Source organism: Halorubrum miltondacostae (assembly GCF_041379815.1).
Classification (GTDB): Archaea; Halobacteriota; Halobacteria; order Halobacteriales; family Haloferacaceae; genus Halorubrum; species Halorubrum miltondacostae.
Genome location: NZ_JBEDNY010000004.1, coordinates 1 through 25,410, shown reverse-complemented (window position 1 = coordinate 25,410; position 25,410 = coordinate 1). Strand labels below are relative to the sequence as shown.

General features: G+C 71.8%; 24 protein-coding genes, 1 tRNA gene and 1 pseudogene. 18 read left to right on the top strand and 8 right to left on the bottom strand.

Translation table 11 applies throughout. From position 1 onward, the window contains the following. Positions 1-15: 15 nt before the first annotated feature. Positions 16-351, bottom strand: a complete 336-nt coding sequence (locus tag ABNG04_RS12270) for a zinc ribbon domain-containing protein (protein ID WP_371162706.1) — start codon at positions 349-351, stop codon at positions 16-18. Between the two features lie 95 nt (positions 352-446). Here ABNG04_RS12270 and ABNG04_RS12265 point away from each other — a divergent pair, with 95 nt between their 5' ends. Continuing rightward, on the top strand, positions 447-1,097 hold the full coding sequence (locus tag ABNG04_RS12265) for an SDR family oxidoreductase (protein WP_371162705.1): 651 nt from the start codon (positions 447-449) through the stop codon (positions 1,095-1,097). 7 nt (positions 1,098-1,104) lie between these two features. Here the strand turns inward: ABNG04_RS12265 and purB are convergent, their stop codons facing one another. After that, positions 1,105-2,592 carry an adenylosuccinate lyase gene (gene purB / locus ABNG04_RS12260; protein ID WP_371162704.1) on the bottom strand — a complete coding sequence of 496 codons (1,488 nt, stop codon included), beginning with the start codon at positions 2,590-2,592 and terminating at the stop codon, positions 1,105-1,107. Between the two features lie 167 nt (positions 2,593-2,759). Between purB and purH the strand changes: the two genes are divergently transcribed. After that, positions 2,760-4,364 carry a bifunctional phosphoribosylaminoimidazolecarboxamide formyltransferase/IMP cyclohydrolase gene (gene purH / locus ABNG04_RS12255; RefSeq protein ID WP_371162703.1) on the top strand — a complete coding sequence of 535 codons (1,605 nt, stop codon included), beginning with the start codon at positions 2,760-2,762 and terminating at the stop codon, positions 4,362-4,364. 40 nt (positions 4,365-4,404) lie between these two features. On the opposite strand, the gene ABNG04_RS12250 is transcribed toward purH, so the two are convergent. After that, on the bottom strand, positions 4,405-5,295 hold the full coding sequence (locus ABNG04_RS12250; RefSeq protein ID WP_371162702.1) for an ABC transporter substrate-binding protein: 891 nt from the start codon (positions 5,293-5,295) through the stop codon (positions 4,405-4,407). A gap of 164 nt (positions 5,296-5,459) precedes the next feature. Here ABNG04_RS12250 and ABNG04_RS12245 point away from each other — a divergent pair, with 164 nt between their 5' ends. Beyond that, positions 5,460-6,761 (top strand): MFS transporter, encoded by a 1,302-nt coding sequence (locus ABNG04_RS12245; protein WP_371162701.1) that lies wholly within the window; start codon positions 5,460-5,462, stop codon positions 6,759-6,761. Positions 6,762-6,785: 24 nt separating this feature from the next. Here the strand turns inward: ABNG04_RS12245 and ABNG04_RS12240 are convergent, their stop codons facing one another. Next, positions 6,786-7,844 (bottom strand): M42 family metallopeptidase, encoded by a 1,059-nt coding sequence (locus ABNG04_RS12240; RefSeq protein WP_371162700.1) that lies wholly within the window; start codon positions 7,842-7,844, stop codon positions 6,786-6,788. A gap of 136 nt (positions 7,845-7,980) precedes the next feature. On the opposite strand from ABNG04_RS12240, the gene ABNG04_RS12235 reads away from it, so the two are divergent. From ABNG04_RS12235 to ABNG04_RS12205, 7 genes are all read left to right on the top strand, one after another. Then, on the top strand, positions 7,981-8,238 hold the full coding sequence (locus tag ABNG04_RS12235; protein WP_297884715.1) for an MTH865 family protein: 258 nt from the start codon (positions 7,981-7,983) through the stop codon (positions 8,236-8,238). 99 nt (positions 8,239-8,337) lie between these two features. Further along, positions 8,338-9,090, top strand: coding sequence for a J domain-containing protein (locus ABNG04_RS12230; RefSeq protein WP_371162699.1), 753 nt, complete (start codon positions 8,338-8,340; stop codon positions 9,088-9,090). After that, positions 9,087-9,878, top strand: a complete 792-nt coding sequence (locus tag ABNG04_RS12225) for a metallophosphoesterase (protein ID WP_371162698.1) — start codon at positions 9,087-9,089, stop codon at positions 9,876-9,878. The genes ABNG04_RS12230 and ABNG04_RS12225 overlap by 4 nt, the downstream gene beginning before the upstream one ends. A 91-nt stretch (positions 9,879-9,969) precedes the next feature. After that, complete coding sequence (locus ABNG04_RS12220) at positions 9,970-11,010, top strand: NAD(P)-dependent alcohol dehydrogenase (protein ID WP_371162697.1); 1,041 nt, start codon at positions 9,970-9,972, stop codon at positions 11,008-11,010. A 72-nt stretch (positions 11,011-11,082) separates the two neighbouring features. Beyond that, a complete protein-coding gene (locus ABNG04_RS12215; RefSeq protein WP_371162696.1) occupies positions 11,083-12,438 on the top strand; it encodes a hypothetical protein in 1,356 nt (451 codons plus the stop codon). A gap of 52 nt (positions 12,439-12,490) precedes the next feature. After that, complete coding sequence (locus ABNG04_RS12210) at positions 12,491-12,973, top strand: hypothetical protein (RefSeq protein WP_371162695.1); 483 nt, start codon at positions 12,491-12,493, stop codon at positions 12,971-12,973. A gap of 22 nt (positions 12,974-12,995) precedes the next feature. Beyond that, positions 12,996-14,162, top strand: coding sequence for a thiamine pyrophosphate-dependent enzyme (locus ABNG04_RS12205; protein WP_371162694.1), 1,167 nt, complete (start codon positions 12,996-12,998; stop codon positions 14,160-14,162). Positions 14,163-14,183: 21 nt separating this feature from the next. On the opposite strand, the gene ABNG04_RS12200 is transcribed toward ABNG04_RS12205, so the two are convergent. Then, a complete protein-coding gene (locus ABNG04_RS12200) occupies positions 14,184-15,500 on the bottom strand; it encodes an NAD(P)/FAD-dependent oxidoreductase (RefSeq protein WP_371162693.1) in 1,317 nt (438 codons plus the stop codon). A 171-nt stretch (positions 15,501-15,671) separates the two neighbouring features. On the opposite strand from ABNG04_RS12200, the gene ABNG04_RS12195 reads away from it, so the two are divergent. Beyond that, positions 15,672-16,922: a pyridoxal-phosphate dependent enzyme gene (locus ABNG04_RS12195; RefSeq protein ID WP_371162692.1), complete on the top strand. Its 1,251-nt coding sequence runs from the start codon at positions 15,672-15,674 to the stop codon at positions 16,920-16,922. A 54-nt stretch (positions 16,923-16,976) separates the two neighbouring features. Here ABNG04_RS12195 and ABNG04_RS12190 read toward each other — a convergent pair whose 3' ends face one another. Beyond that, a complete protein-coding gene (locus ABNG04_RS12190) occupies positions 16,977-18,200 on the bottom strand; it encodes a PGF-CTERM-anchored ABC transporter substrate-binding protein (RefSeq protein WP_371162691.1) in 1,224 nt (407 codons plus the stop codon). 62 nt (positions 18,201-18,262) lie between these two features. Here ABNG04_RS12190 and btuC point away from each other — a divergent pair, with 62 nt between their 5' ends. The 7 genes from btuC (at position 18,263) to ABNG04_RS12155 (ending at position 23,419) form a co-directional block, all read left to right on the top strand. Next, positions 18,263-19,429, top strand: coding sequence for a vitamin B12 ABC transporter permease BtuC (gene btuC, locus ABNG04_RS12185; protein WP_371162690.1), 1,167 nt, complete (start codon positions 18,263-18,265; stop codon positions 19,427-19,429). Next, the gene (locus ABNG04_RS12180) at positions 19,426-20,706 is read left to right on the top strand and encodes an ATP-binding cassette domain-containing protein (protein ID WP_371162689.1); all 1,281 of its coding nucleotides are present in this window, start codon (positions 19,426-19,428) and stop codon (positions 20,704-20,706) included. The genes btuC and ABNG04_RS12180 overlap by 4 nt, the downstream gene beginning before the upstream one ends. Positions 20,707-20,783: 77 nt before the next feature. Continuing rightward, positions 20,784-21,779, top strand: coding sequence for a class I SAM-dependent methyltransferase (locus tag ABNG04_RS12175; RefSeq protein WP_371162688.1), 996 nt, complete (start codon positions 20,784-20,786; stop codon positions 21,777-21,779). An 83-nt stretch (positions 21,780-21,862) separates the two neighbouring features. After that, entirely contained in the window at positions 21,863-22,084 is a 222-nt protein-coding gene (locus ABNG04_RS12170; RefSeq protein WP_371162687.1) for a hypothetical protein, read from the top strand. Further along, complete coding sequence (locus tag ABNG04_RS12165; RefSeq protein ID WP_371162686.1) at positions 22,071-22,460, top strand: peptide ABC transporter ATP-binding protein; 390 nt, start codon at positions 22,071-22,073, stop codon at positions 22,458-22,460. Before ABNG04_RS12170 ends, ABNG04_RS12165 begins: the two co-directional genes overlap by 14 nt. Positions 22,461-23,061: 601 nt before the next feature. Further along, a tRNA-Thr gene (locus ABNG04_RS12160) sits at positions 23,062-23,134 on the top strand. Between the two features lie 153 nt (positions 23,135-23,287). Beyond that, positions 23,288-23,419 carry a rubrerythrin-like domain-containing protein gene (locus tag ABNG04_RS12155; protein ID WP_371162685.1) on the top strand — a complete coding sequence of 44 codons (132 nt, stop codon included), beginning with the start codon at positions 23,288-23,290 and terminating at the stop codon, positions 23,417-23,419. A 42-nt stretch (positions 23,420-23,461) separates the two neighbouring features. On the opposite strand, the gene ABNG04_RS12150 is transcribed toward ABNG04_RS12155, so the two are convergent. Then, positions 23,462-24,691 (bottom strand): helix-turn-helix transcriptional regulator, encoded by a 1,230-nt coding sequence (locus tag ABNG04_RS12150; RefSeq protein ID WP_371162684.1) that lies wholly within the window; start codon positions 24,689-24,691, stop codon positions 23,462-23,464. A gap of 124 nt (positions 24,692-24,815) precedes the next feature. Continuing rightward, a pseudogene (locus tag ABNG04_RS12145) lies at positions 24,816-25,410 on the bottom strand (hypothetical protein); the annotation flags it as partial.

Below are 25,410 nucleotides of genomic sequence, written 5' to 3'. Positions count from 1 at the left end.
CGCTCCCGGTCCGCCTCAGCCGAGGAAGAAGTCGATCGCGTCGCCGGACGACTGCCCCTTGTACAGCTCGGAGTAGCCGCAGTTCGCACAGGAGACGACTAAGAAACTCCGGTTCTGGACGTCGAACATCTTGGTGAGCCCCGTCCCGCTGGTGGCAATCTCGTCGGTTTCCGTCTCGGTGCCGCCGCACTTCGGACAGCCGTCGCCGCCGAGGGAGGCGGGACGGTCGTCGGCTTCGGCGGCGCGGGACGTGCCGCCTCCGGGAGTCTCGTCCGCATCGCCGCGGTCGTCGTCGGTCGCTTCCGCGTCGTCGAAGACCGAGTACTTCGTGTCGTCGGTTTCGGAGGGCATCGAGTTTGGATCCACGGGCGAGCGACAAACGTCTTGTGTCCGCACTCGTCACCGCCGCGCCAAACCTATATGATCGCCGGCCGCGACCGTCGGGTATGACCCGAGTCGCAGTGGTCGCCGGCGTCGGTCCAACGATCGGAGCCGCCGTCGCGCGGCGCTTCCACGACGACGGGTTCGCCGTCGCGCTCTTGGCGCGCACCGAGGAGTACGTCCGGACGCTGGCCGCGGACCTCGGGGACGGCGCCGTGGCGATCCCGACGGACGTGACCGACGAGTCGGCGGTCCGCTCGGCCGTCGAGCGCGTCCGCGACGAACTGGGCCCGGTCGAGGTCCTCGTGTTGAACGCGTCGGGCGGCGGCGGCAACCCGGTCGAGGACGCGAACGCCGACCGCCTCCGCGAGCTGTTCGACGTGCGCGTCGCCGGGTCAATGGCGTGCGTCCGTGCGGCGCTGCCGGACCTCCGCGAGACGGAGGGGACCGTCCTCTTCAGCGGGACGACGTACGCGGAGCCACCGGTGACGGCGCAGGTCGAGTGGGGGGCGGTCGCGCCGGCCGCGCGGGGGCTCGCGGTCTCGCTGGACGCAGCCCTCGACGACGTGTCCGTGACCTACGTCCGGATCGGCTCCGCCGTCCGCCCCGACGCGGGACCGGGCGCCGTCGACGCCGCGGACCTCGCCGCGGAGTACCGCCGCCTCGTCGACCGCGGGGGGATCGCCACCCGGGAGCTCGACGTCCGGGAGCGCTGAGCGGGCGTCACTCGTTCGGCGAGTCACCCGCCCCGTCGATCTCGTCGACGAGTTCGTCGGCGACCCCGGTGTAACCGGCCGGGGTCAGCGCCTGCAACTCCGCGCGGACCGCGTCGTCGACGTCGAGGTCGGCGAACAGCTCGCGGAAGTCGTCGAGCGTCACCGACCGGCCGCGCGAGAGCGCCTTCACCCGCTCGTACGCCTCGGTGTCGCCCTCGCGTCGGAGGATCGTCTGGACGGCCTCGCCGATCACCTCGGGGGTCGCGTCGAGCTCCTCGCGCATGACCGCCTCGTTCGGGACGACCTTCGAGAGCCCGTCCGCGGCCTTCGAGTAGCCGATCAGGCAGTGCGCCAGCACGGCGCCGACGTTGCGCTTGACGGTGGAGTCCGAGAGGTCGCGCTGGAGCCGCGAGCTCGTCACGTAGTCGGCGAGGAACGTCAGGTCGCCGTTCGCCTTCGAGAGGTTCCCCTCGCTGTTCTCGAAGTCGATCGGGTTCACCTTGTGCGGCATCGTCGACGACCCCGTCTCGCCTTCGACCGCCTCCTGGCCGAGGTAGCGGTCGGAGACGTAGAGCCACGCGTCCACGTCCAAATCGAGGAGGACGTTGTTGACGCCGCGGAGCGCGTCGAACAACGCCGCGAGGTCGTCGCAGGGGTTCACCTGCGTCGCGAGCGCGGTGTGCTCTAAGTCGAGGTCGCGCACGAACGACGCGGAGAACGCCCGCCAGTCGACGTCGGGGTAGGCGGCGCGGTGGGCCGCGAAGGTGCCGGACGCCCCCGCGAGCTTGCCGGAGAGGTCCTCGTTCGCGACGACGACCCGCCCGAGCGCGCGGCCGAGCCGCGCGGCGTACACCGCCATCTCCTTGCCGAAGGTCGTCGGCGTCGCGGGCTGGCCGTGCGTGCGCGCCAGCATCGGCGTGTCGCGGTACTCCTGTGCCAGCTCGGCGAGCGTGTCGCGGACCTCGCGGACCGCGGGGACGATCACCTCGCGCACCGCCGGCCCGACGAGCAGCCGGTGGGCGAGGTTGTTGACGTCCTCGCTCGTGAGCCCGAAGTGGATCCACGGGTACAGCGACGCCGCGTCGTCGAGCGGCGCGTCGGGGTCCTCCGCGACGTCCGCTAGGCGGACGCGGAGGAAGTACTCGACCGCTTTCACGTCGTGGTTGGTCGCGTCGTACCCCGCGGCCCCCTCGGTCTCGAGGGCCTTGATCAGCCGCGCGTCCTCGGCCGAGAAGTCGGCGTACACCTCGCGGAGCGCCGTCGCGGTCGCCTCGTCGAAGCCGATCGGCGTCGCGCCGAGCGCGCCCAGCGCGAGCAGGTACTCCACCTCGACGCGGGTCCGGGCGCGCATCAGCGCGGCCTCGCCCGCGTACGGCGACAGCGCCGCCGTTCGCCCGGCGTAGCGCCCGTCGAGCGGCGAGACGGCCGCGAGCGGGTCGTTCCGGGACAGACCCGAGATGGCGTCGTCGGCCGTCGGTCCGGAGTCGTCGGTCATGTCCGCGACTGCCGCCGGAGCCAGCAAAAGCGTGTCGATGGGGCGACGCACGGACGTGGATCCGTCGAGCCCTCTGGCCACCCCGAAACCACGTTCCGATCTCCGATCGTGTACACTCGAGCGACGCGGACCGCAATCGATATACCCGATCGGTCGGACGTTCGCGTATGAAGATCGCGGGACTCGCGAGCAACAGGGGACGGAACCTCAGGCACATCGCCGACGCCGCGCCCGGCGGCGCGGAGCTGTCGGTCGTCCTGACGAACCGCGAGCAGGCGCCGGTGTTGGAGGCCGCGACCGAGCGCCGCGTCCCGACTGAGGTCGTCGAGCGCGACGAGGGCGAGTCGCGCGAGTCGCACGAGCGCCGGATCGTCGAGCGCCTCGCGGACTACGACGTCGACCTCGTCTGTCTGGACGGCTACATGCGCGTCCTGACAGGCGAGTTCCTCGACGCCGTGCCGACGACGCTGAACGTCCACCCGTCGTTGCTCCCGTCGTTCCCCGGCACCGACGCCCACGAGCAGGTGCTGGACGCGGGCGTCCGGACGACGGGCTGTACGGTCCACGTCGTCACCGAGGAGGTGGACGCCGGCCCCGTCGTCACGCAGGAGCCGATCCCGGTGTACGAGGACGACGACGTCGACTCGCTGAAGACGCGCGTCCTCCGCGAGGCCGAGTTCACGGCGTACCCGCGGGCGGTCCGCTGGTTCGCCGAGGACCGCGTGGCCGTCGAGCGGGATGCCGACGGCGCCCCCACCGACGTCGCGGTCGAGGGGGACGTGGGCGGCGACTTCCCGGAGCGGCGCTTCGTCTCCGAGGAGCGCACCGCCACGCTGCGGTACGGCGAGAACCCGCATCAGGACGCCGCGCTGTACGTCGACGACGGCTGCGAGGAGGCGAGCGTCGTCGACGCCACGCAGCTGAATCCCGGCGCGAAGGGGATGGGATACAACAACTACAACGACGCCGACGCCGCGCTGAACCTCGTCAAGGAGTTCGACGAGCCCGCGGCCGCGGTGATCAAGCACACCAACCCCGCGGGCTGCGCGGTCGGCTCTGACCTCGCTGACGCGTACGACCGCGCGCTCCGCACCGACGCGAAGTCCGCGTTCGGCGGCATCGTCGCGCTGAACCGCGAGTGCGACGCCGACACCGCCACGGCGGTCGCCGACTCGTTCAAGGAGGTCGTCGTCGCGCCCGGCTACACCGACAGTGCGCTCGACGTCCTCCGCGAGAAGCAGAACCTCCGCGTGCTCGACGTGGGGCCGCTCGGCGCGGGCGAGGACCGCTTCTCGGAGCGGTTCACGGAGAAGCCCATCGTCGGCGGCCGCCTCGTCCAGGAGCGCGACCGGCAGTCGCCGACCGCCGCCGACCTGGAGGTCGTCACCGAGCGCGAGCCGACCGACGAGCAGGTCGAGACGATGCTGTTCGCGTGGAAGACGCTGAAACACGTGAAGTCGAACGGGATCCTCTTCGCGACCGGCACGGAGACGGTCGGCGTCGGCATGGGGCAGGTCTCCCGGGTCGACGCGGTCACCCTCGCGGCGATGAAGGCCGAGAAGGACGCGGAGGGGAAGTCCGCCGAGGGGGCCGTGATGGCCTCGGACGCGTTCTTCCCGTTCCCGGACGCGGTCGAGGAGGCGGCCGACGCGGGCATCGAAGCCGTCATCCAGCCCGGCGGCTCCGTCAACGACGAGGACGTGATCGCCGCGGCCGACGAGCGCGACATGGCGATGGCGTTCACCGGGTCGCGCTGCTTCCGGCACGACTAGGCCCGACGAGGGCCGCGGCTGCCTAGTCCCGCCCGCCCGTCTACCCCTCCCAGTCGCGCGGGACGTACTGCTCGAACTCGGGGTCCGCCGAGCGGCCGGCGGGCCGGAACGCCCGCTCGCCCGCCACGCGGAACGCCTCGATCGCCGACTGGCCGGGGCCGGTGAGGAACCCGACGTACGACATCGCGAGCGGGTACGCCACGTCGTGCCGGGCGGGGTTGACCGGGATCACGGCGTACTCGTTCCGCAGGAGCGGCGGCGGGTCGTCGATCCCGTAGTCGACGTGGCGGCCGAGGTCGCCGCCGGCGCTCACGGCGAGGAACGTCCCCCGGTCGGTGAGCGTGTACGCGTCGGAGCGCTCGGCGGCGATCAGCGTGTCGCTCATCCCTTGCCCCGTCTCGATGTACCACTCACCGCCGGGGGCGACCGCCGCCGCGTCCCAGATCCGGCGCTCGCGGACGTGCGTCCCCGACTGGTCGCCCCGGGAGACGAACGTCGCCCCGGCGTCGGCGATCGCCCGGAACGCCGAGATCGGGTCGCTCCCGGCCACGCCCACGGGGTCATCCGGCGGGCCGACGACGAGGAAGTCGTTGACCATCACCCGCCGCCGGTTCACGCCGTACCCCTCCCTGAGGAACTCGTCTTCGAGGGGCCGCGCGTGGACGAGCACCACGTCGCAGTCGCCGTCCCGGGCGGTGCGGAGCGACGCCCCGGTCCCGCGCACGAGCGCCTCCACCTGCGAGCCGAAGCGGTCGGCGTACTCGCGGTGTAACACGTCTAGGAGCCCGCTGTCGTACGCCGTCGTGGCGGTCGCGAGGGTCAACGCGCCGAGGTTGGGGGCACGCTCGCGGCCTTCGTTCCCGCCCGCGCAGCCGGCCAGCGAGAGGGCGCCACCGGCGCCGAGCGCGCGGAGGAACTGTCGGCGACGCATGCGTATTGTAATTAGATACGACCACACATAGTGCTTTGTTAAATTATTCCAGTTACTATCTGTCGAGCCCTGACGGTGACCGGCCGAGCGCACAACCCCACGCGGACCGCCGGATCTGGGGCGCTTTTTTCTCCGGGTCTCGTTGGAGCCGGACGGAGACCACCGTGGCCCAGCTCGGCAACTCGATACGGCTGCTCGGGGACCGCGAGTTCGCGGCGCTCGCCGGGACCGCGTTCGCCCGTAGCCAGGCGTACTCGACGATCCTCATCGCGCTGGCGCTGTACGCCGACCTGTTCGGGACCACGGGATTCATCGAAGGACTGTTCGGCACCGCGTTCGCCGTCGTCCAGCTCGTCATCGTCCTCCCGCTGGGTCGGTGGGTCGACACCGGCAACGCGAAGCGGTGGCTGCTCGCCGGCTTCCTGATCAACGTCGCCGTCTTCGTCGGGTTCGCCTTGGTCGACAGCTCCGTCCACATCATCCTCGTGCGGATGGTCCAGGGGCTCGGCGCGAGCGTCCTCTGGATCACGGGCGCGACGGTGATCGGCGAGATCAGCCCCGACGACGAGCAGGGGCGCTGGCTCGGCTCGTACAACCAGTTCGCCTCCTTCTCGTCGCTCGCGGGCGACCTCGTCGGCGGCTACCTCCTGTACGCCTACGGGTTCGGCGAGACGTACGTCGTGTTGACCGCCGTCACGCTCGCCGCGTTCGTGCTGGTGTTCGCGTTCCTCCGCGACAACCCCGGCGGCCGGAAGGACCCCGAGGACGCGGGCGGGATCGAGACGTTCCGGTCGCTGCTCGGGCTCCCGATGTTACGCGCGCTTGTCTTCTTCCGGTTCACGTTCAGCGTCGGCAAGATGGCGGTGATCATCTTCCTCCCCATCTACGCGCGGACGACGTTCGGCATCTCCGCGTTCGCCATCGGCTGGATCATGGCGGGCGGGAAGGCGACGAAGGCGCTCACGCAGGGGTTCGTCGGCGACCTCACCGACCGCTACGACCGCACCTACCTGTTCGTCGCGATCGGCGCGCTACTGTACGGGGTCGGGACGGCGATCATCCCCCTCGCGGCGTACTTCGACGGGACCGTCGCGCCGGTCACCGTCTCGTACCTCGGCGACTCCCAGACGCTCGGCGGGGCCTTCTTCGCGCTGTTCGCCGCCTACTCGCTGCTCGGGGTCGCTGACTCCATCCGGCTGCCGGCGAGCATGTCGCTGTTCGTCGACGAGGGGGAGGCGTACGACTCCGTCGCGAGCGCGATGAGCCTCCGCTCGGTGTCGTGGAAGGTCGGGCAGGTCGTCGGGCCGGTGCTCGTCGGGACGACGATGGACTGGACGACCACCGAGACCGGCTTCCTCTTGGCGGCCGGGTTCATCGCGTTCGCGACCACCGGGTTCGCGTGGCAGGCGCGCGGGGCGCACCGCGCGAGCCGGGACCCGGGGCCGGCCGCGCCCGGCGACGACTGAGTCGGTTCCGCGGCTCGGGAGCGACTACAGCGTGTAGTCGTGCTCGCCGGTCTCGGACGCCAGGAAGGCGGCGAGCAGGTCGATCGTCGCCTCGACGTCGCCGCCGTCGGCGGTCTCGGTGACGGTGTGGAGGTACCGCGTCGGGATCGAGATCGCGCCGACGGGCTTCGCGCCAGCCGTGTTCTGGAACCCGGCGGTGTCGGTGCCGCCCGCGGGCAGCACCTCGTGTTGGTGATCGATCTCCTCGGCTTCGGCCACCTCGGTGAGCCGGCTGTGGACCTTCGGGCTGGTGATCACCGAGGAGTCCTTCAGCTTCACCGCCGTGCCGTCGCCGAGGTCGGTGACGGCGTCGGCCGGGTTGCCGACCTGCGGCACGTCGTTGGCGACGGTGACGTCCAACGCGACGGCGAGGTCGGGGTCGATGTCGACGCCGAGCGCCTTCGCGCCCCGCAGCCCGACCTCCTCCTGGACGGTCGCCGCGAAGTGGATCGTCACGCCCGGGTCGTCGATCCGGCGGGCGGCCTCGAGCATTGCGAACACGCAGATCCGGTCGTCGAGCGACTTCCCGGTGACCCGGTCGCCCATCCGCGTCGTGGTCTGGTCGAGGGTGACGAGGTCGCCGACGCTCACCGCCCCCTCGACTGCCTCCGCGTCGCGCCCAAGGTCGATGAACACGTCCGTCACCTCGTCGTCCTTCTCGCGCTGCTCCTCGGTGAGCGTGTGGGGCGGGACGGAGCCGATGACGCCGGTCAGGTCCTCGTCGCCGTGGACGGTGACGCGCTGCGCGCGCAGCACCCGGGCGTCGAAGCCGCCGAGCGGGTCGACCTGGACGAACCCCTCGTCGGTGACGTGGCGGACCATGAACCCGATCTCGTCCATGTGGGCCGCGACCGCGACCGAGTAGTCCGACTCGCCCTCGATCGTCCCCACGACGTTCCCCATCGCGTCGGTCCGGACGCGGTCGACGCGCTCCTCGAACTCGCGCCGGACGATCTCGCGCACGTCGTCCTCGTAGCCCGGGACGCCGCGGGCCTCGGTCAGCTCTCGGAGCAGGTCGAAGTCGAACGCGAACTCGCGTGCCATGGATCCACCTGATTCGCCAGCGACAAAGGTCCGCAGGATCCGGCACGACCGTCGGCCTTCGGCGCCGCGATCAACCCTAAATAAGTTCATCGTTGTTCCGCAACCCTTTTGCTGGCGCTCTCGGGATGTCGTGTGTATGAGCGACGTGAAAGCGGAACTCCGCGAACAGTTTCTAGACGCGTTCGGCGGCGCAGATTTCCCCGTCGAGAACCAGATGGACCTCGTCCCCGCGCTGCCGGACGGCCCGGGAACGAAGTTCGAGGCCGGCGACGTGAGCTTCACCGCCATGGAGATGGCGGCGAAGCTGGGCAGCGAACAGGAGTTCCCCTACGACACCCCCGAGGCGCTCGTCGACGACATCATCGACGGGCTCGAGGCGAAGGGGATGCTCTGAGCCGGCCGACCGACCCACTCCGCTTCTCTTCCCAACCGTCTATCGAGCTCCGCCGAGCGCCGGCGGGAGGTTGATTACCGCGGAGCCGCTACGGCGGGTGTGTTCGCCGAGCTAACGAGCCTGGTGCCGCGGTGGGTCCTCTGGGGGGTGGGCCTCGGCGGGGTCGCCACCGCCGTGGTCGCCCTCGCGTTCTACCTCGGGGACCGGCTCGTCCCGACCCCCGCCGCGTCGGCCGGCGGTCGCGGCGCCGCCGGCGACGACCGCCGCCGCCGCGAGATCCGGTCATACCTAGACGCGGCCGGCGAGCGGTTCGACGAGGACCACGCGTTCGACGGCGTGTCCGTCCCTTTCTACCTCCCCAACCGCGGGGTCGCGATCACCTTCGACGCGCACGACTACTTCCGGCTGGAGGGGGAGGGCGTCTACACTATCCTCTGTGAGCACGAGATGCCCGGCCGCGGGCTCGGCCGCCGACTCCCGTTCGACGTCGACGAGCCCGACTGGGCGACCGACGAGTCGCCGGGATCGGCGGGCGGCCGGTCCGCCGGCTCCGGCGGCGGTCGCTTCGGCGCGCGTGCGGCGACCGGTCGCGGCCCCGCCGGACGGGCGGACCCCGTCGGCGACGCGTTCGACGAGCTCGGTCTTGACCGCGACGCCGATGTCGACGCGGTGAAGGGCGCGTACCGCGAGCGCGTCAAGGAGACGCACCCGGACCAGGGCGGCGACGAGGAGTCGTTCCGACGCGTCCGCGAGGCGTATGCGACCGCCCGCAACCACGCGGACGGCGGGCCGACCCCGGACGGAGGCGACGCGGGTCGCCGCCGAGAGCGCTCGTCCGGGTACGGCCGGTGACCGCCTCCGACCCCGAGTCCGGCCCGACGTTCGCGGACCGCGCCGCCTACCTCCCGGGCGCCGACGCCCTCGTCGTCGCCGACCTCCACGTCGGCCGCGGCGAGGCCTCCGCGGTCTCGCTCCCGCTCGGCGAGCGCGCGGACCTCGTCGACCGGCTCGCCGCCCTCCTCGACCGGTTCGACCCCGCGACGGTGATTGTCGCCGGCGACGTCGTCCACACCTTCGACCGAGTGAGCGGCCGGAGCCGCGAGACCTTGGACGCGCTCCGCGACGCCTGCGAGGACCGCGGGGCCGCCCTCGAACTCGTCGCCGGCAACCACGACACCGCCCTTCCGAACCGCTGGGACGGGTCCGTCCGCGAGGAGATCGTTCTCGGCGAGGACGCCGACCGGGTGGCCGACGCCGTTGACGCCGCCGACGCGACGCGCACCGTCGTCTGTCACGGCCACGAGGCGCCGTCCGCGACGGCTGACCGGTACGTGATCGGCCACGTCCACCCGACGATCGAGATCGAAGGCGACCGTCTGCCCTGCTTCCTCCGCGGCCCCGGGACGTACCGCGGGGCCGACCTCCTCGTGCTGCCCGCGTTCACCCGGCTCGCGCCGGGCGTGGCGGTCAACGACATGCGGACCGACGCGTTCGACTCCCCGCTCGTCACCGACGCGGACCGCCTCGCGCCGGTCGTGGTCGACTCTCCCGCGGAGGGCTCGGACGGGGGTCCCGACGCGAGCGGTGCTGGAGAGGCCCTCCGGTTCCCGCCGCTCGGGGAGTTCCGCCGGCTGTTGTGAACACTTTCGTCTTACCGTGCGCATAGTCCGTCCCGTCAGACAAGCGACTATAACGAACGTTTATGATTCACGCGGTGCGAATTGTTCCCACATGGAAGCAGCTAGACTCCACGAGTACACCGACGACATGAGCGAGGGACTCACTATCGACGAGGTCGACCGCCCAGCGGTAACGGGCGCGGACGACGTCATCGTCGAGGTCGAGGGCGCGGGCTGGTGCCAGACGGACAACCACATCATCGAGGGGATGTGGACCGAGTACGTCCCGCAGGAGCTGCCGCTGACACTGGGCCACGAGAACGCGGGGACGGTCGTCGAGACGGGAGAGGACGTCGAGATCGTCTCCGCCGGCGACCCGGTGATCTGCCACCCGGTCCAGACCTGCGGGACCTGTCGCCCCTGCCGGCTCGGCGAGACGATGCACTGCGAGAACAGCGCGTTCAACGGACTCACCCACGACGGCGGCTTCGCCGAGTATCTCCACACCAGCGAACGAGCGGTCATCCCGCTGCCGAGCGGCGTCGAACCGATCGACATCGCGCCGCACGCGGACGCCGGTATCACCGCCTACCACGCGGCAAAGAAGGCGGTCGCGGAGCTGAACCCCGGCGACCACGCCGTCGTCATCGGCGTCGGCGGGCTCGGTCACATCGGGCTCCAGTGTCTGAACGCGATGAGCGCGGCCCAGATCACCGCCGTCGACCTGAAGGAGTCGGCGCTGAACCTGGCAGACAGCTACGGTGCCGATCACCTCGTGAACCCGACCGACGACGACGTCGCGGCCGAGATCGAGGGGATCACCGACGGGACGGGCGCGGCGCAGGTGCTCGACTTCGTCGGCGAGGACGTGACGACCGCCTACGCCCCGGAGATCACCGCGGGCGGCGGCGACCACCACATCATCGGCTACGGGGGCCACGTCCACGAACCGTCGCAGGCGCTGGTGAACGGCGAGTTCTCCTTCGTCGGCAACATCGTCGGCCGGTACGCGGAGCTCCAGGAGCTCGTCGCGCTCGTCGAACAGGGGGACGTCGACCTCCACACCAGCCGGTACGACCTCGGCGAGATCAACGCGGTCGCCGAGAAGCTCGAACACCGCGAGATCGACGGCCGCGCCGTGATCACGCCCTGAAACCCGACTCGACAACCGAACCGCGTTGCGACCCGCGGAACACTTTTATCGCTCGTTTCAAACATCCGGGTCATGGAGCGAAGAGCCCTCCTCGCAGCGTTCGCCGGGTCCGCAGTCGCGCTTTCGGGATGCGTCGACGAGGCCGTCACGGGACCGGCGACGAACGAGACCGGCGACGCGACCGCGTCGCTCGACGTCGAACTCGAACGCGTCCCCCACGTCGTCACCGCGTACGAGCCGTCGCGGAGCCGGGGGATCGACCCGGAGCACATCGTCCCTGAGCCGGAGATTCCGGACGCACTGCGCGAACCGCTCGCCGCGGCGCGCGACGGCGGATTCGAGACCACCGACCCGAGCGACGCCCTGCTGACCGCGGTCGACGAGTTCCGCGCGTACGACAGCGGGACGCTGAAGCCGTACGTCGAGATCGACGGGACGCGGTACGCGTTCGACCACAGCCTGCCCACGTTCACCGCCGAACTCGTCGAAGAAGCGGCCGAGGGGTACGACCCCGATCGGGTGTTCACGGAGGCCCGGCAACGCGACGACATCGGGTCCGAGGCGGTCGAGACATTTGTCGACGCGCTGACCGCCTATGGGACCAACGTGGCCCGTCAGACGTACCGGCGGTGTCGCAGACCGGAGTCGGTTGCCGCGTTCCTCGGCGAGTACGACTACTTGGAGGACCAGTTCGGCGTCTCTCGGATCCGGACGGCTGTCGAACACCCGGACCCGCCCCACTCGATCACGGCTCGGGAGCTGGGGGCGGCCGACATGTGGGACCGCCCGGTGGTCGACGAGTCCGAACTCGACGCCGAACTGATCACGTTCTTCCAGCGCGCGCTGGCTTCGGAACACCGTGCGCCCGCGCTGCCGGGGCCGGACCGCAGCCAGCTGTTCGCCGACGAGGTGCCGGCCGCCTACGCCGACCTCGCCGCGGCGTACGACGAGCCGCCGTACTACCGGATCGACGGGACCGTGTACGACATCGCCGTCGGCGAGTCGCGGTACGACCGCCTCCCGGTGTCGGTCTCCGTCGCGCCGAGCGAGGACGCGGCCCGCGAGTTCTCGCTCACCGTCGCGGTGGCCCCGGAGAACGCCGCCGCCGACGTCACGGGGCCGTACACGTTCAGGAGTCGCGGCGCGCTGCCGACCGCCCTCTGGGTCTTCGACGAGGGCGAGCGACGGCCGCTGGAGATCGTCGACACCCGAGGTGTCGAGGGGACACAGCCAAACCGGAGCGACGGGGAGGCGCTGGAGTCGCTCGATGCGGACGACGAACTGACCGCAACGTACGCGGTCCCGTCGGACCTGCCAGCCGGCACGTACGCGAGCCGCGGCCTGTTCTTCGTGTCGTGGAACGTTCCCGGGCAGACCCCGAGCGAAAGCGGGGTGTACCCGTTCGAGGTGACGATCACGGTCGGGTGACCGGAGACCGGACAACGGGAAGACATTTAGCCCGGCGCTCGGGGGATACGGCATGAACACTGCCCTCCCCGCCGATTCCCGCTTCACCACCGCTCGGCGGTGGTCGCTGTACGCCGGCGTGTACGCGCTCGGCTGCGCCGCCCTCACCGCGTTGCTGCTCTCCGACGTGCTCGGCCTGTTCGCCGACGTGGTCGGCCTCCCGCCCGCAGTCGGGATGCCGCTCCTCGCGACCCCGGCGCTCGTCGTCGGGGCGCTCGTCTGGTGGGCCCTCGTCGAGCGGCCGGACGCGCCCACGTATCTCCGCGGGGCCGCGTTCGGGCTGCTCACCGCGCTCCTCACTGGCGCGCTCTGGACGGCGTGGTTCGTGGCAGTCTGGGGGCTCGAGATGCTCGCCGCCGGGCCCGTGCGGCTGCTGGTCGGGTTCGTACTCGGCGCGGTCGCCGTCGCCGGCGTCCTCGTCGGGCTCCCGATCACGTACGTCCGGCGACGGAGCCGGCGGGCGTCGGCGGCCGCCGCGACCGCTAACTCCTTGTGACTGGGGCGCACACTCGTTGCGCATGGACGAGAACGGCGGCGACCCCGCCGGCGACGGCGGGGTCGATCCCCTCGCCGACGAAGACGTCGCCCGCGTGCTCGGGCCGGACGGGAGCCCCCTGCCCGACGCGACGGTCCCGGACCTCTCGGACGAGCGGTTCCGCGCGATCTACCGCGACTTGGTCGTCACGCGCCGGTTCGACGAGCGCGCGGTGAGCCTCCAGCGGCAGGGGCGGATCGGGACGTACGCGCCCTGCGCGGGGCAGGAGGGCTCCGCGGTCGGGTCGACGCACGCGCTCGCCGACCGCGATCTGATCAGCTACCAGTACCGCGAACACGGCGCGGTCGTCGTCCGCGACCTGCTCGACGCGTACCTCCCGTACTGGATGGGCCACGAGGCCGGGACGGAGGCGATCGCCGACGGCAACGTCTTCCCGCTGAACATCGGCATCGCGGCGCACCTCTCGCACGCAGTCGGGGCGGCATGGGCGTTCGACCACCGCGACGAGGACCGCGTCGTCGCCTGCCACTTCGGCGACGGGGCGACCAGCGAGGGGGACTTCCACGAGGCGATGAACTTCGCCGGCGTCTTCGACACGCCGACGCTGTTCTGCTGTCACAACAACGGCTGGGCCATCTCGATCCCCGAGTCGCGTCAGACCGCGAGCGACACCTTCGCCCGGAAGGCGACCGCCTACGGCTTCGACGGCGTCCGCGTCGACGGGATGGACCCGCTCGCCAGCTACGCGGTCACGCGTGAGGCGGCCGAGCGGGCGCGGGGCGACGGCGGCGACGAAGCTGGGGAAGACGCCACCGAAGACGATCCGCGTCCGATCCTCGTCGAGTTCGTCGAGTACCGGTTCGGCGCGCACACGACGGCGGACGACCCGACAGCGTACCGCGAGCCCGACGACGTGGACCCCTGGCGCGCGCTCGACCCCCTCGACCGCATGGAGGCGTTCCTCCGCGAGACCGGTCGGATCGACGACGAGGGCGTCGCGGCGGTCCGCGACGAGGCCGACGAGGTCGTGGCCGAGGCCATCGACGCCGCGGAGTCGGTCGAAGCTGACCCCGCCGCGATGTTCGACCACGCGTTCGCCGAGCTCCCGCGCGAGGTCCGCGGCCAGCGCGACGACCTGCTCGCGGCCGTGGAGGAGTACGGCGACGAGGCGTTCCTGCGCGAGGAGTGAGTGAACCGCGGCGCGGCTCGCCTAGAGGTGTCCCGTCGCCGCGCTCGCCGCCTTCCGGCCGCTCTCCAGCGCCCCCTGGATCGACGACCACTCCGTGTAGTCGCCGGCGAGGACGACCGGCCCCTCCGGGTCGTCCGGGTCCGGGAGGCCGGCGTGGACGCCCGGCGGCTGCGCGAACTGCGCGAACCGGACTCGGTGGACGTCGACGGGCTCTAATCCGTCGAAGTCGCGCTCGGGGTACCACGCCCCGAGCGCGTCGCGCACGTCGTCGCGGAGCTCGCTCTCGTCGCGATCGAGCGACTCCTCGCCGAGGAACGTCGCGGCGAGCAGCGCGCGGTCGTCCGGAGCGTACTCCGGCGCGACCTCCGACATCGGGACCACGGCGTTCGGCGACTCGGCCGCGGCGTTGAGCAGGATCCGCCCGCCGGTCTCGAACGACTCGCCAGCGGGGAGCGCGTACCAGCCGGTGACGTTCGGGACGCCCTCGGTCGGCACCGACTCGACGCCGGTGAGCCGCCGCGCCTCGGGCGGCGAGGTCGCGACGACGACCGCGTCCGTCTCCCGGGTCGTCCCGTCCGCCAGTTCGACGGTCGCGCCGTCGGCGGGCCCCTTCCGGAACGGGATCCGCCCCTCGCCCGCGATCCGGATCGACTCCACGTCCTCGCCGGTCTCCATCGCGACGCCCGCCTCGCGGGCGCGGTCGGCGAGCGTCGCGGGCAGCGCTGCCATCCCCGCGGCGGGGACGCCGATCGACCCGCGGCCCATCGCGCGGAACGTGTACTCGAACACCTGTTTCGAGGTCGAGAGGCTCCGGTCTAAGGTGATCCCGCCGTAGAACGGCTCGACGAAGTTCTCGACGTAGTCGTCGGCGAATCCCCAATCGCGGAGGTACTCGCGGATCGGGGCGTCGCGCCCGGCGAAGAACGCCGCCTCGTCGCGGTTCCCGAGGTCGTACCGGAGCGCGAGCGTCCGGAGCTTGTCGGAGAAGGAGACCTCGCTGTTCAACAGCGAGGGGAGCGCGGAGAGCGGGTCCCGGAGCGGGTCGCCGAGCACCGACCGCGAGCCCGGCCGGCAGATGGTCGCGCCCGGCGCGAACGTCCGGAGGTCGAGGGCGTCGAGCCCCTCGGCGCCGAGTTCGCGCTCGACGGCCGGGTAACTCGAGAAGAGGACCTGGAAGCCGCGGTCGAGCGTGAACCCGTCGACCGTCTCCGTCCGGACGCGCCCGCCGACCTCGGGCCGTCGCTCATACAGCGTCACGTCAGCGCCCGCCTCCGCGAGCCGCGTCGCCGCGACGAGCCCCGCGAGCCCGCCGCCGACGACCGTGGCGTCTCCGTTCATACGCGACGTTTCGGGGCGCGGGTTGATAAGCGGCCGCGGGACGCGCTCGCCGGCCGCGCCAGCGATGCCCGCCCGATAAACGAGTCACGGCGATGCCGAACCCGCGACAGCTCTCGGTCCGCGGCGCGTCGGAGTGCGAAGCGATTTGTCGCCGCCGCCGCAAGGTTCGGTATGGTGACCACCGAGACCACGCCGGCGTTCCGCGGGCTGGAGAGTCGGGCGTCGGGTCGCGTCCATGAGACCGCCGACGCGGCGACCGTCGACGACGACGAGCGGGCGCGCGGCCTCGACCCGGTCTACGAGTACGACGCGGTCGACCCCGACGACCTCTTCGACCCGGCGGCCCGCGGCGGAAGCGGCGACGCCCGAGCCGCGCCCGCGACCGCCCGCGGCCACTGGCGCTTCGACGCGCTGCTCCCATTCCCCGCCGGCGAGGCGCTCACCGCGGGCGAGGGCGGCACGCCCCTCGTCGCCACCGACCGGCTCGCGGACGAACTCGACGTCGACGCGGTGTACGTCAAAGACGAGGGGCGCAACCCGACGGGGACGGTCCTCGACCGCGGCCTCTCCGTCGCCGTGACCGCCGTCGCGAAGCGGGCGGCCGCCGAGGGGGTCGACGTCGAGCCGCTCGTCTGCGCGAGCCCGGGCAACGCCGGGCAGTCGATGGCGGCGTACGCGGGCCAGGCGGACCTGCGGTCGTACGCGTTCGTCCCCTCACGGTGCGCCTTCTCGAACAAGTCGATGACCAACGTCCACGGCGGCGAGATGCGCGTGGTCGGCGGGCGCTTCCCCGACGCTGCCGACGCGGTCGACGAGCAGCTTGCGACCGACTACACCGACCTCGGCGAGTTCGCCACGCCGTACCGCCACGAGGGCGCGAAGACGATCGCGTTCGAGCTCGTCGCCGACCTCGGCGACGCCCCGGACGTCGTCGTCGTCCCGACCGGCTCGGGCGAGGTCGTCGCGGGCGTCTACAAGGGGTTCGTCGAGCTCGACCGCGTCGGCGCGATAGCCGAGACGCCGAAGGTCGTCGCCGCGCAGGCCGCCGGCTGCGCCCCGATCGCCGCCGCCGTCGAGCGCGGTCTCGACGAGCCGGAGCTGTGGGGGACGCCGGACACCATCTGCGGCGAGCTGGAGATCCCGGATCCCGCCGGCGGCGCTGCGGCCGTCGAGGCCGTCACCGAGAGCGGGGGGACCGCGGTCGGCGTCGACGACGACGACATCCTCGCGAGCGCGGTCGCCGTGGCGCAGAACGAGGTCGTCGAGATGGGCGCGACGGGCGGCGCGGCCCCCGCCGGGGCGTGGGCGCTCGCCGAGGACGACTTCTTCGACGGCGACGAGACCGTCGTGCTCCTCAACAGCGACGCCGGGCTGAAGACGCCCGACATCCTGCGCAGCCACCTGATGGGACAGGGAATCTAAGGACAGTCCGCGGCCGGCGGCCGACGCGGCCCGTCGGCGCCTGCCGCTTTCTCTTCAGTCGCGCCGCGCGAGCAGGCCGGTCGCGAGCAGCGCGAGCGCGGCCGCGACGACCCCGAACCCGGGCGACTCAGCGCCGGTGTCACCGGCGCCGCCGTCCGTTTCCGTCTCGTTTCCGTCCATGCCGTCGGTCGAGGAGTCGTTCCCGCCGTCGGACGAGTCGCCGCTCTCCGACGAGTTGTCGTCAGAGGAGCCGTCGGCCGACGAGTCACCGCCCTCGGTGTCGTCCGACGAGTCGCCGCTCGCGTCCTGAATCTCGACCACCGCGTTCGACAGCGTCTCCGTCGACCGGATCACGCTGCGCGGCGCCGGCTGGTTGAGGTAGTTCACGTTCATCACGACGTAGTTCCCCTCGGCGCCCGCGGTCGTGCTCGCGTACGGTTCCTGCTCTAAGATCGCGGCCTCGGGGTCGGTGACGAGGATCAGCTCCGGATCCGTCTCCAAGATGACCTCGTCCGAGAGCTGCGGGTACGCCTCGTACTCCGCGGCGACGTTGTCGGCGCCCCCGACGTTCATGATCGCGTCGATGAACGTGTTGTTCGCGGCGACGTAGCCGCCGCCGAGCGGGTACAGCGCGGCCGGGCGGTCGACGTCGGCGGTCCGGTTCTCCGCCGCGTCGACCGCGTCGTACATCTCCTCGTTCGTCTCGCTCGCGGCCTCGCACGCGCCGACGAGCCGACCGATCGTCTCCGTCTTCTCGGCGATGTCGTCGATGGAGGTCGCGGCCGGGAAGTGGTACACCGTCAGCCCCTGCTCGCGGAGCGGCCCGACGTCCGCGGCCGAGGAGTTCGGCGCCAGCACGAGGTCGGGCTCGGTGTCGACGACGCGCTCGACGCTCGCGCCGAACTCGGCGGAGACGTTCGCGCGCTCTTCCGCGCCGTCGAGGTAGAACGCGAACTGGCTCACGCCGACGACGCGGTCCTGCTGGCCGAGCTCCCACAGCGTCTGTGCGGCCGACGGGTTGAGCGTCGTGATGCGCTCGGGACGCTCCTCCAGCCGGATCGTCTCTCCGGTCGCGTCGGTCGCGTTGAACGGGAACCCACACGCGTCGCCGGTCTGTGCGGGACCGGTCGCCCCCGCGGTTCCGACCGCGGGCTGTGCGCCCGCGGCCGGTCCGTCCGTCGCTATCGTCGGCTGTGCGCCCGTGACCGTCCCCGCGACGCCGCCGAGCAGGGCGGTCGTCACCAACACGGCCATCGCGATCGCGAAGCTGTCTCGCATCGGATTGAGGGCCGAACTCGTCCAATAAGTATTTACCTACTACAAGTTGTGTTGGAGAACGTATGCGTCTCTGGGTGCGATCGGCGGGCTGGTCGGCGGCGGTAGCCGCGCTGCTGGCGGTCGCGATCGTCGTCAGCGCCGCGATCGGGCCGGTCCGTATCCCCCCGGAGACCGTGATGAAGTCGGTGCTGAACGCGCTCTCCGTCCCGTCGGGGATCGAGACGAGCGCGAGCGGCGTCGGCCCGCTGCCGGTCCCCGGCGTTGGGCCGCTCACGCTTCCCGGCGTCGACCTCGCGGTGACGTCGCCGTTCGCGTTCCCCGTCGACTCCGTCCACCAGCAGATCGTCGTCGGCGTGCGACTCCCGCGGATCCTGCTTGCCGCGCTCGTCGGCTTCGCGCTCGCGGCCGCCGGCACGGTGATGCAGGGCTTCTTCCGGAACCCGATGGCGGACCCGTCGATCATCGGCGTCTCCTCGGGCGCGGCGGTCGGCGCGGTGACGTTCATCGTCTTCCCCGTCGCGCTCTCCGCGACCGTCGCGCTCCCGCTCGTCGGCCCCGTCGAGGTCGCGCTCTCGCGCGGCGCGGGGACGAGCCTCTTCGCGTTCGTCGGCGCGCTCGTCGCCGCCTTCGGCGTGTACGCCATCGCGACCCGGGGCGGCCGGACGCCGGTCGCCACCCTCCTCCTGGCCGGCGTCGCGGTCCAGACGTTCCTCGGCGCGGTCGTCTCGTACCTCCAGCTCCAGGCCGGGGAATCGCTCCGCCAGATCGTCGCGTGGCTGATGGGTCACCTCTCGGGCGCCGCGTGGAGCGAGGTCGCTGTCACCGCCGCCGTCGTGCCGCCGCTGTTCCTCCTGCTGCTCGCGTACGCCCGCGACCTCAACGTCCTCCTGCTCGGCGAGGAGGAGGCCCGCGGGCTGGGCATCGCGGTCGAGCGCACGAAGCGGGTGCTGCTCGCGGCGTCGGCGCTCGTCACGGCCGCCGGCGTCGCGTTCGCCGGCGTGATCGGCTTCGTCGGGCTCATCGTCCCCCACATGCTCCGGCTCGTCGTTGGCCCCGACCACCGGGTGCTCCTCCCGACCGCGGCGCTCGCCGGCGGCACGTTCCTCGTCGCGGCCGACACGCTCGCGCGCTCGGCGCCCGCCGAGTATCCGGTCGGGATCATCACCGCCGCGGTCGGCGCCCCCTTCTTCGTGTACCTGCTCGTCACCCGGGAGGTGACGGAGCTGTGAGCGCGGACCCCACGGTCGACGCCGAAGCGCGGGACATCGAGGAGTCGGCCGCCGCGCGCGGCGACCCCGGGTCGCTCCCCGACACGTCGCGCTCGTTCGGCGACGCGCCGCTCCTGTCGGCCGCCGACGTGGCCGTCTCGTTCGGCGACCTCGACGTCGTCTCGGGGGTCGACCTCCGGGTCGAGCCCGGCTCGCTCGTCGGCCTCGTCGGGCCGAACGGCGCCGGTAAGACCACTCTCTTGCGCGCGGTAACAGGCGCGGTCGAGCCGGACGCGGGGACCGTCCGGATCGGGGGGGACCCGGCGTCGTCGCTGTCGGCCCGCGAGGTCGGCCGGCGCGTCGCGAGCGTCCCGCAAGCGACGAACCTCGCGTTCGACTTCCGGGTGCGCCACGTCGTCGAGATGGGCCGGACGCCGCACCTCGGACGCTTTGACGCGCACGGCGTCGAGGACGACGCCGCGGTCGACGCCGCCATGGCGGCCGCCGACGTCGAGCGCTTCGCCGACCGGTCGATCACCGAGGTCTCCGGAGGCGAGCGGCAGCGCGTGCTGCTCGCGCGGGCGCTGGCGCAGGCGGCCCCGCTCCTCCTGTTAGACGAGCCGACCGCGAGCCTCGACGTGAACCACGCGGTCGAGACGCTCGAACTGGTCCGCGAGTTCGTCGACGGCGGCGACCGTGGAGCGATCGCCGCGATCCACGACCTCGACGCCGCGGCCCGCTACTGCGACGAGGTGGTCGTCATCGCGGACGGCGGGGTCCGGGCCGCCGGGCCGCCGGCGTCGATCCTGTCCGGGGGCGCCGTCGGCGCGGCCTTCGACGCGGAGGCGTTCGTCGGCCGCAACCCGGCCACCGGGACGCCCGCGGTCACGGCGTTCCCGCAGAGCGACGTCGACCCGCGTCGAGTCCACGTGATCGGCACGGGACGCCTGACCGCACGCGTGATCGCCCGCCTCGCCGCCGCGGGCCACGAGCCCTCGGTCGGCGTAGTCCCCGAGGGAGACACTGCCGCCGGCGCGGCCGCGGACGCGGGAGGGACCGCGGTGACCGCGCCGCCGTTCGAGAAGCCTCCCGCGGAGACGGTCCGGGCCGCGCGCGACCTCGCGGCCGACGCGGACGCGACGCTCGCGGTCGCGACCGGCGGCGAGGGTGCCCCGACCGCGAACCGCCCGAACGCCGAGGTCGCGGCGGCCGCGGATCGCGTCGTTCCCGTCGCTGCCGACGTCGACGACGATGCCCTGCTGGACGCCGTCGCGGCCGCGGCCGACGTGTCGGAGTGACCTCGACCGCTCTCGCCCTCTCCCCAACGGACTCGCGAAGCGTCACCGTTTATTCGCTCGCCCGCGTCCCTCCGACGATGAGCGTTCCCTGCGTCGCCGTCGCCCGCGAGCGCGGCGAGACCGTCCGGAGCCGGCTCGCCGACGCTGACGCCCTCGACGGCGACCACCAGATCGCCGTCGACGGCGACACGATCTACATCCCGGTCACGGGGCGCGAGGCGGTCCCCGCGGAGTTCGCCGACCGGCTCGTCGAGCGTGACGCCGAACGGCGCGACCGCCCCACGACGCCCGCCGAGATACTCGGCTACGAGCCCTCCATCGAGCGGCTGGGCGACATCGTCATCGTCGACGAGGACGACGACGATCGCGCCCGCGAGATCGCGGACGCCGTGGCGGCCTCCGACGTCCCCTGCGAGACCGTCCTCAATCGCGCGTCGCCGATCGAGGGCGAACTGCGGGTGCGCTCGTGGGACGTGCTGGTCGGCGACGACACGGAGACGGTCCACCGCGAGTACGGCCACGAGTTCGCGCTCGACGTCGCCGCGGTGTACTTCTCCCCGCGGCTCGCGACCGAACGCCACCGCGTGGTCGAGCAGGTTGGGGCCGGCGAGTCCGCGATCGACATGTTCGCCGGCGTGGGGCCGTACGCCGTGCCCTTGGCGTCCCACGGCGCCAAAGTGGTCGCGTGCGACCTCAACGAACGGGCGGTCGAGTACCTCCGCGAGAACGCCGCGCGCAACGGGGTCGCGGACCGCGTGACCGCGGTCGCCGGCGACGTGCGCGACCTCGTCGACTCGCGCGCGGACACCGCCGACCGCCTCGTGATGAACCTCCCGCACTCCGCGGACGAGTTCCTCGACGCGGCCGTCGCGCTCGCCGGCGACGACTGCGTGCTCCACTACTACGACATCCAACACGAGGACGACCCGTTCGGCCCGGGACGGCGCGCGATCGAGGCGGCCGCGGGCGACGCCTACGCGGTCGACGTCGAGACCGAGCGCGTCGTCCGGTCGTACGCCCCCCACGAGTACAACGTCTGTCTCGACGTGCGCCTGACGCGGACCGTCGACTGATTCGGCCCTCCGCGCGCCCGGCGGTTTTGGACAGACACGTCAGGGCATATACTTATGAGTGTGACTATCTAACACGAACGTGTATGAGCGATGCCGCAGACCCTGAGGAGCGAATCGAGGAGACGACCACGTGGCCGGAGCTGGCAATAGGGCTCTACGACCGGCTCACCGGTCGAAACGCCGAGATTCACTATCAGTTCGAGGACATGACCGTCGAGGTGCCGAGCGGGACGGGAGACGACGTCGAGCACGCCGAGTGGCGCGTCGACGGCGGCGTCCGCGTCACGACCCGTGAGCGGGACTGACTCTCACGCCGCCCTCGCGGTCGAGACCGACGACCTGACGCTCTCCGTCGACGGAGTCGACGTGTCGGTCCACGCCACCGAGCGACGCCTGTTTCTCGAGGTCGGGAGCGTCGGTGACGCCCTCCGCGTGGCCCGTCGCCTCCCGGCCGACGCGGCCTCGGACCTCGCGGTCAGAGAACTGCGACGGGGCGACCTCACCGCCGAGGTCAGAGTTCGCGGCCGGACGGTCGCGGTCGCCGGCGCTGACGCGCGCCCCGGGCCGCTCTCACACCGCCTCGGTGTCGCGCCCGCCGAGGTACGCCTCGCGGGCGCCGTCGGTGCCGGGTACGGCGGCCTCTCCGCCGCGCTGCGACGCGCGCGGCTGTTGTTCGCGTAGCGCGGACTTCCGTGCCGTTCGTCGATCACTTTTCACGAGTTAGCAGCAACGGTGGCGAGAAGCAGTCTACACAGCGAAAACGCCGCGCCGCCCCGAGGGGGGTCGGGGCGGTGCGGCTGGGGGCCCGTCACATGACAAGCGGCCGCGGCGACGGTCGGCGGATCAGAGGCGATTTTGCGCTTGGCGCGTCTGAGACGCGTTTCACACGGTAGCCGCGGCGGAACGCTGGTTGGGATGACGGCCGCGCCGAGCCGCCGTGGGGACGGCGACCGACGAGACCCTCGCCGCCCGGTACGGGCTTCGACCGGGCACGCATCGCCGGGGGAGTCGATCCCCGCCGTCTCGGCACGCGGGCGATGTCATCACACTTTGTTTGAAGTCCGAGCAAGTATTTAGGTTTTATCCTTATATGCTTGTGTTGTGTTCCGATTCTTCTTGTGTATCAAGTGAGAAAGCGCTCTACTCCGTTACCAACGTGTATTCGGTGTCGGTCACGCTTGCCGGTTCGTCGCCGAGAAACGACCCGACGGATTCCGTCTCGCCCCCGTTCCGTCCCCGTTTCGGAACCCTTATTTTTCCGTCCGGGAATTATTCCATGCGTGCCGGGGTAGCTCAGCTGGCAGAGCGATTCCTTCGTAAGGAATAGGTCGGGGGTTCAAATCCCTCCTCCGGCTCTTCTATCGGTATCCGCTCGGACCGCGAGCCGCGGCCGTCCGTCGCGATCTCTCTCCTTTCGATCGTTCGGTCACCGGTGTCGGAGTTTCAATTTATACCATCTAAACAATATTAGGCGTGGGACTATGTGTCACGGGGACGTACGGGCAGATATGCGACCAGAATACGAGAACCACGGCGAAGAAGTGTACGAGTGTTTCAAATGTGGCCGGCGGACGGACTCGCCGGGCGAGTGCGAGTGCGGCGGTGAACTGCGTCACATCGGCCGGTCGCGGGACCTGTGACTGGCGTCCCGCCAACCGGTTCGCCGCCCGGCGGCGGTCCGATCAGTCGCTCCCGGTAGCGCCGGCTCCGTCGTCACCGCCTACGTCGTCGCCCTCCGTGCTCTCTTCGTCGTCGCCGTCACCGCTCGCGTCCGCCTCCGGGTCGTAGTCGGGGAGCGAGAGAACGTTCTCTCGGCCGAGCCGGAAGCCGTCGAGGTCGCCCTCGTCCCGCAGCCCCGTCACCACCTGACTCGTCTTCGCGGCGGTCCACTCCAGCTCCTCCGCCACCTGCTTCTGTTTCATTCGCCCGCCCTGCGACTCGATGAGGCGAAGCACCTGCTCTTCGTTGCTCAGCAGGTCGCTGTCGACGGGCGGCGCGTCGTCGGCGCCGTCTGCCGCGTCGGAGTCGCCGGTGCCCGGATCCGCCTCAGCCCCACTGCCGGGGCCGCCGCCGCTGTCGGCGGCCGCCGCGTTCGCGGCGTCGCCGCTGCCGCCAGCGCCGCTCCCTCCGGCCGTCGCTCCGGGGTCGTCGCCCGCCATGACGGCCGCGCCGTCGTCAGCGGCCGCTCGGCGCCGGTACGCGACGCCTCCCGCGACGACGAGCGCGGCGAGGAGCGCGACCAGTCCGGTCGTCGGGATCCCCGAGAGCGGGCCCGTGGGCGCGACCGTGATCCGCGGCTGTCCCGTCGAGAAGTCGACCGGGCCGTTCCACACGACCGACCGGTCGCGGACCTCGCTCGGCTCCGGCGACGTCTCCCCGAGCCGGTACCCCTCCGGCCACGAGACGATGAGCGACGAGGAGCCGTCGAGGAACAGCCCGTCGACCGCGTCGCCGACGCGCAGCCGGTCGCCGTCGACGGCGGCGAAGTTCGTCCACTCGAACCGGTAGGTCAACACGCCGTACGCCTGCGGGAGCTCGCGGCGCTCGGCCGTGACGGTCGCGTTCGACACGGTCATGTTGCGGCCGGTCGTCGACTCCGCGGTCGCCGCGGTCGAGGCCATCCGGTCGCGGAACCGGGTTGTGTACGCCTCGGTGTCGTTCTCCACGTCCACGCGGAGCTCCTCGAACGCCCGCTCTTCCTCGTCGGTCGCGAGTCGGATCCGGTACTCCACGGTCCACTGCGCGTCGCCGTCCGGCCCGACGTCGGCCGTTATCGACACGTCGTCGGGCTCGACGTCCATCTGGGCGAAGCCGCCGTCGAACGGCGCCGCGCCCGCCCCACCGGCGGCGAGCCCGAGACCGACGACTCCGAGAAGGGCGACGACGACGAGGAAGGACTGTGCTCGCTGCACGGACTACGTCACACGGAGAGCCGGTAAATTCCTTCCCATCCGAGACGGGTCCGCATCCCAGCTACCGGTCAAGCTGGACCCCGTTTCGGGCCGGAACCTCGCTTCGGATCCGCACGCCGACGCCTTACGCATCGAGGCGCGAGGGGCTGCCGGCGGCGATCGACGGCACGTCCAGAGCGGCTTCGATCGACGGAGCGCCCGCGCCGCCGTCGGAGCCGTCGCCTCTGGGCCCGCCGCTGCCGGACCCGTCTCCGGCCGTCCCGTTCTCAGATCCGGCCGGCGAGTCGGTCGCGTTACCCCCGCCCGGCTGCCCGGACGGGCCGGAACCGTTCGCGGCGTCGCTTCCCGAGCCGTTCTCAGAGCCCGGCGCTCCATTCGACCCGTTCCCTGCTCCGTTCGAGCCGGTTGATCCGTTCCCCGGTCCCGGCGTTCCGACTGAGCCGTTCCCCGTCCCCGGCGCCCCGTTCGACCCGTTTCCCGGACCACCGCCGATCGCGCCCTCACCCGGCGGTCCGGCGTCCCCCGGCGGCCCGCGTTCGGTCCCGTTCCCCCGCGGACCGCGGCGGTCCGGGCCGACCGGGCCGCCTACGCCCTCGCCGGCCACGCCGCGAGAGAGGGCGGCGACCTCGGGACCGCTGAGCTCGTTCGCGCGTTCCCGCAGCGTCGCCAGTCGCTCGCCGTCGACGCCCGTCTCGTTCCGGACGGCGGTGGGGAGCTCC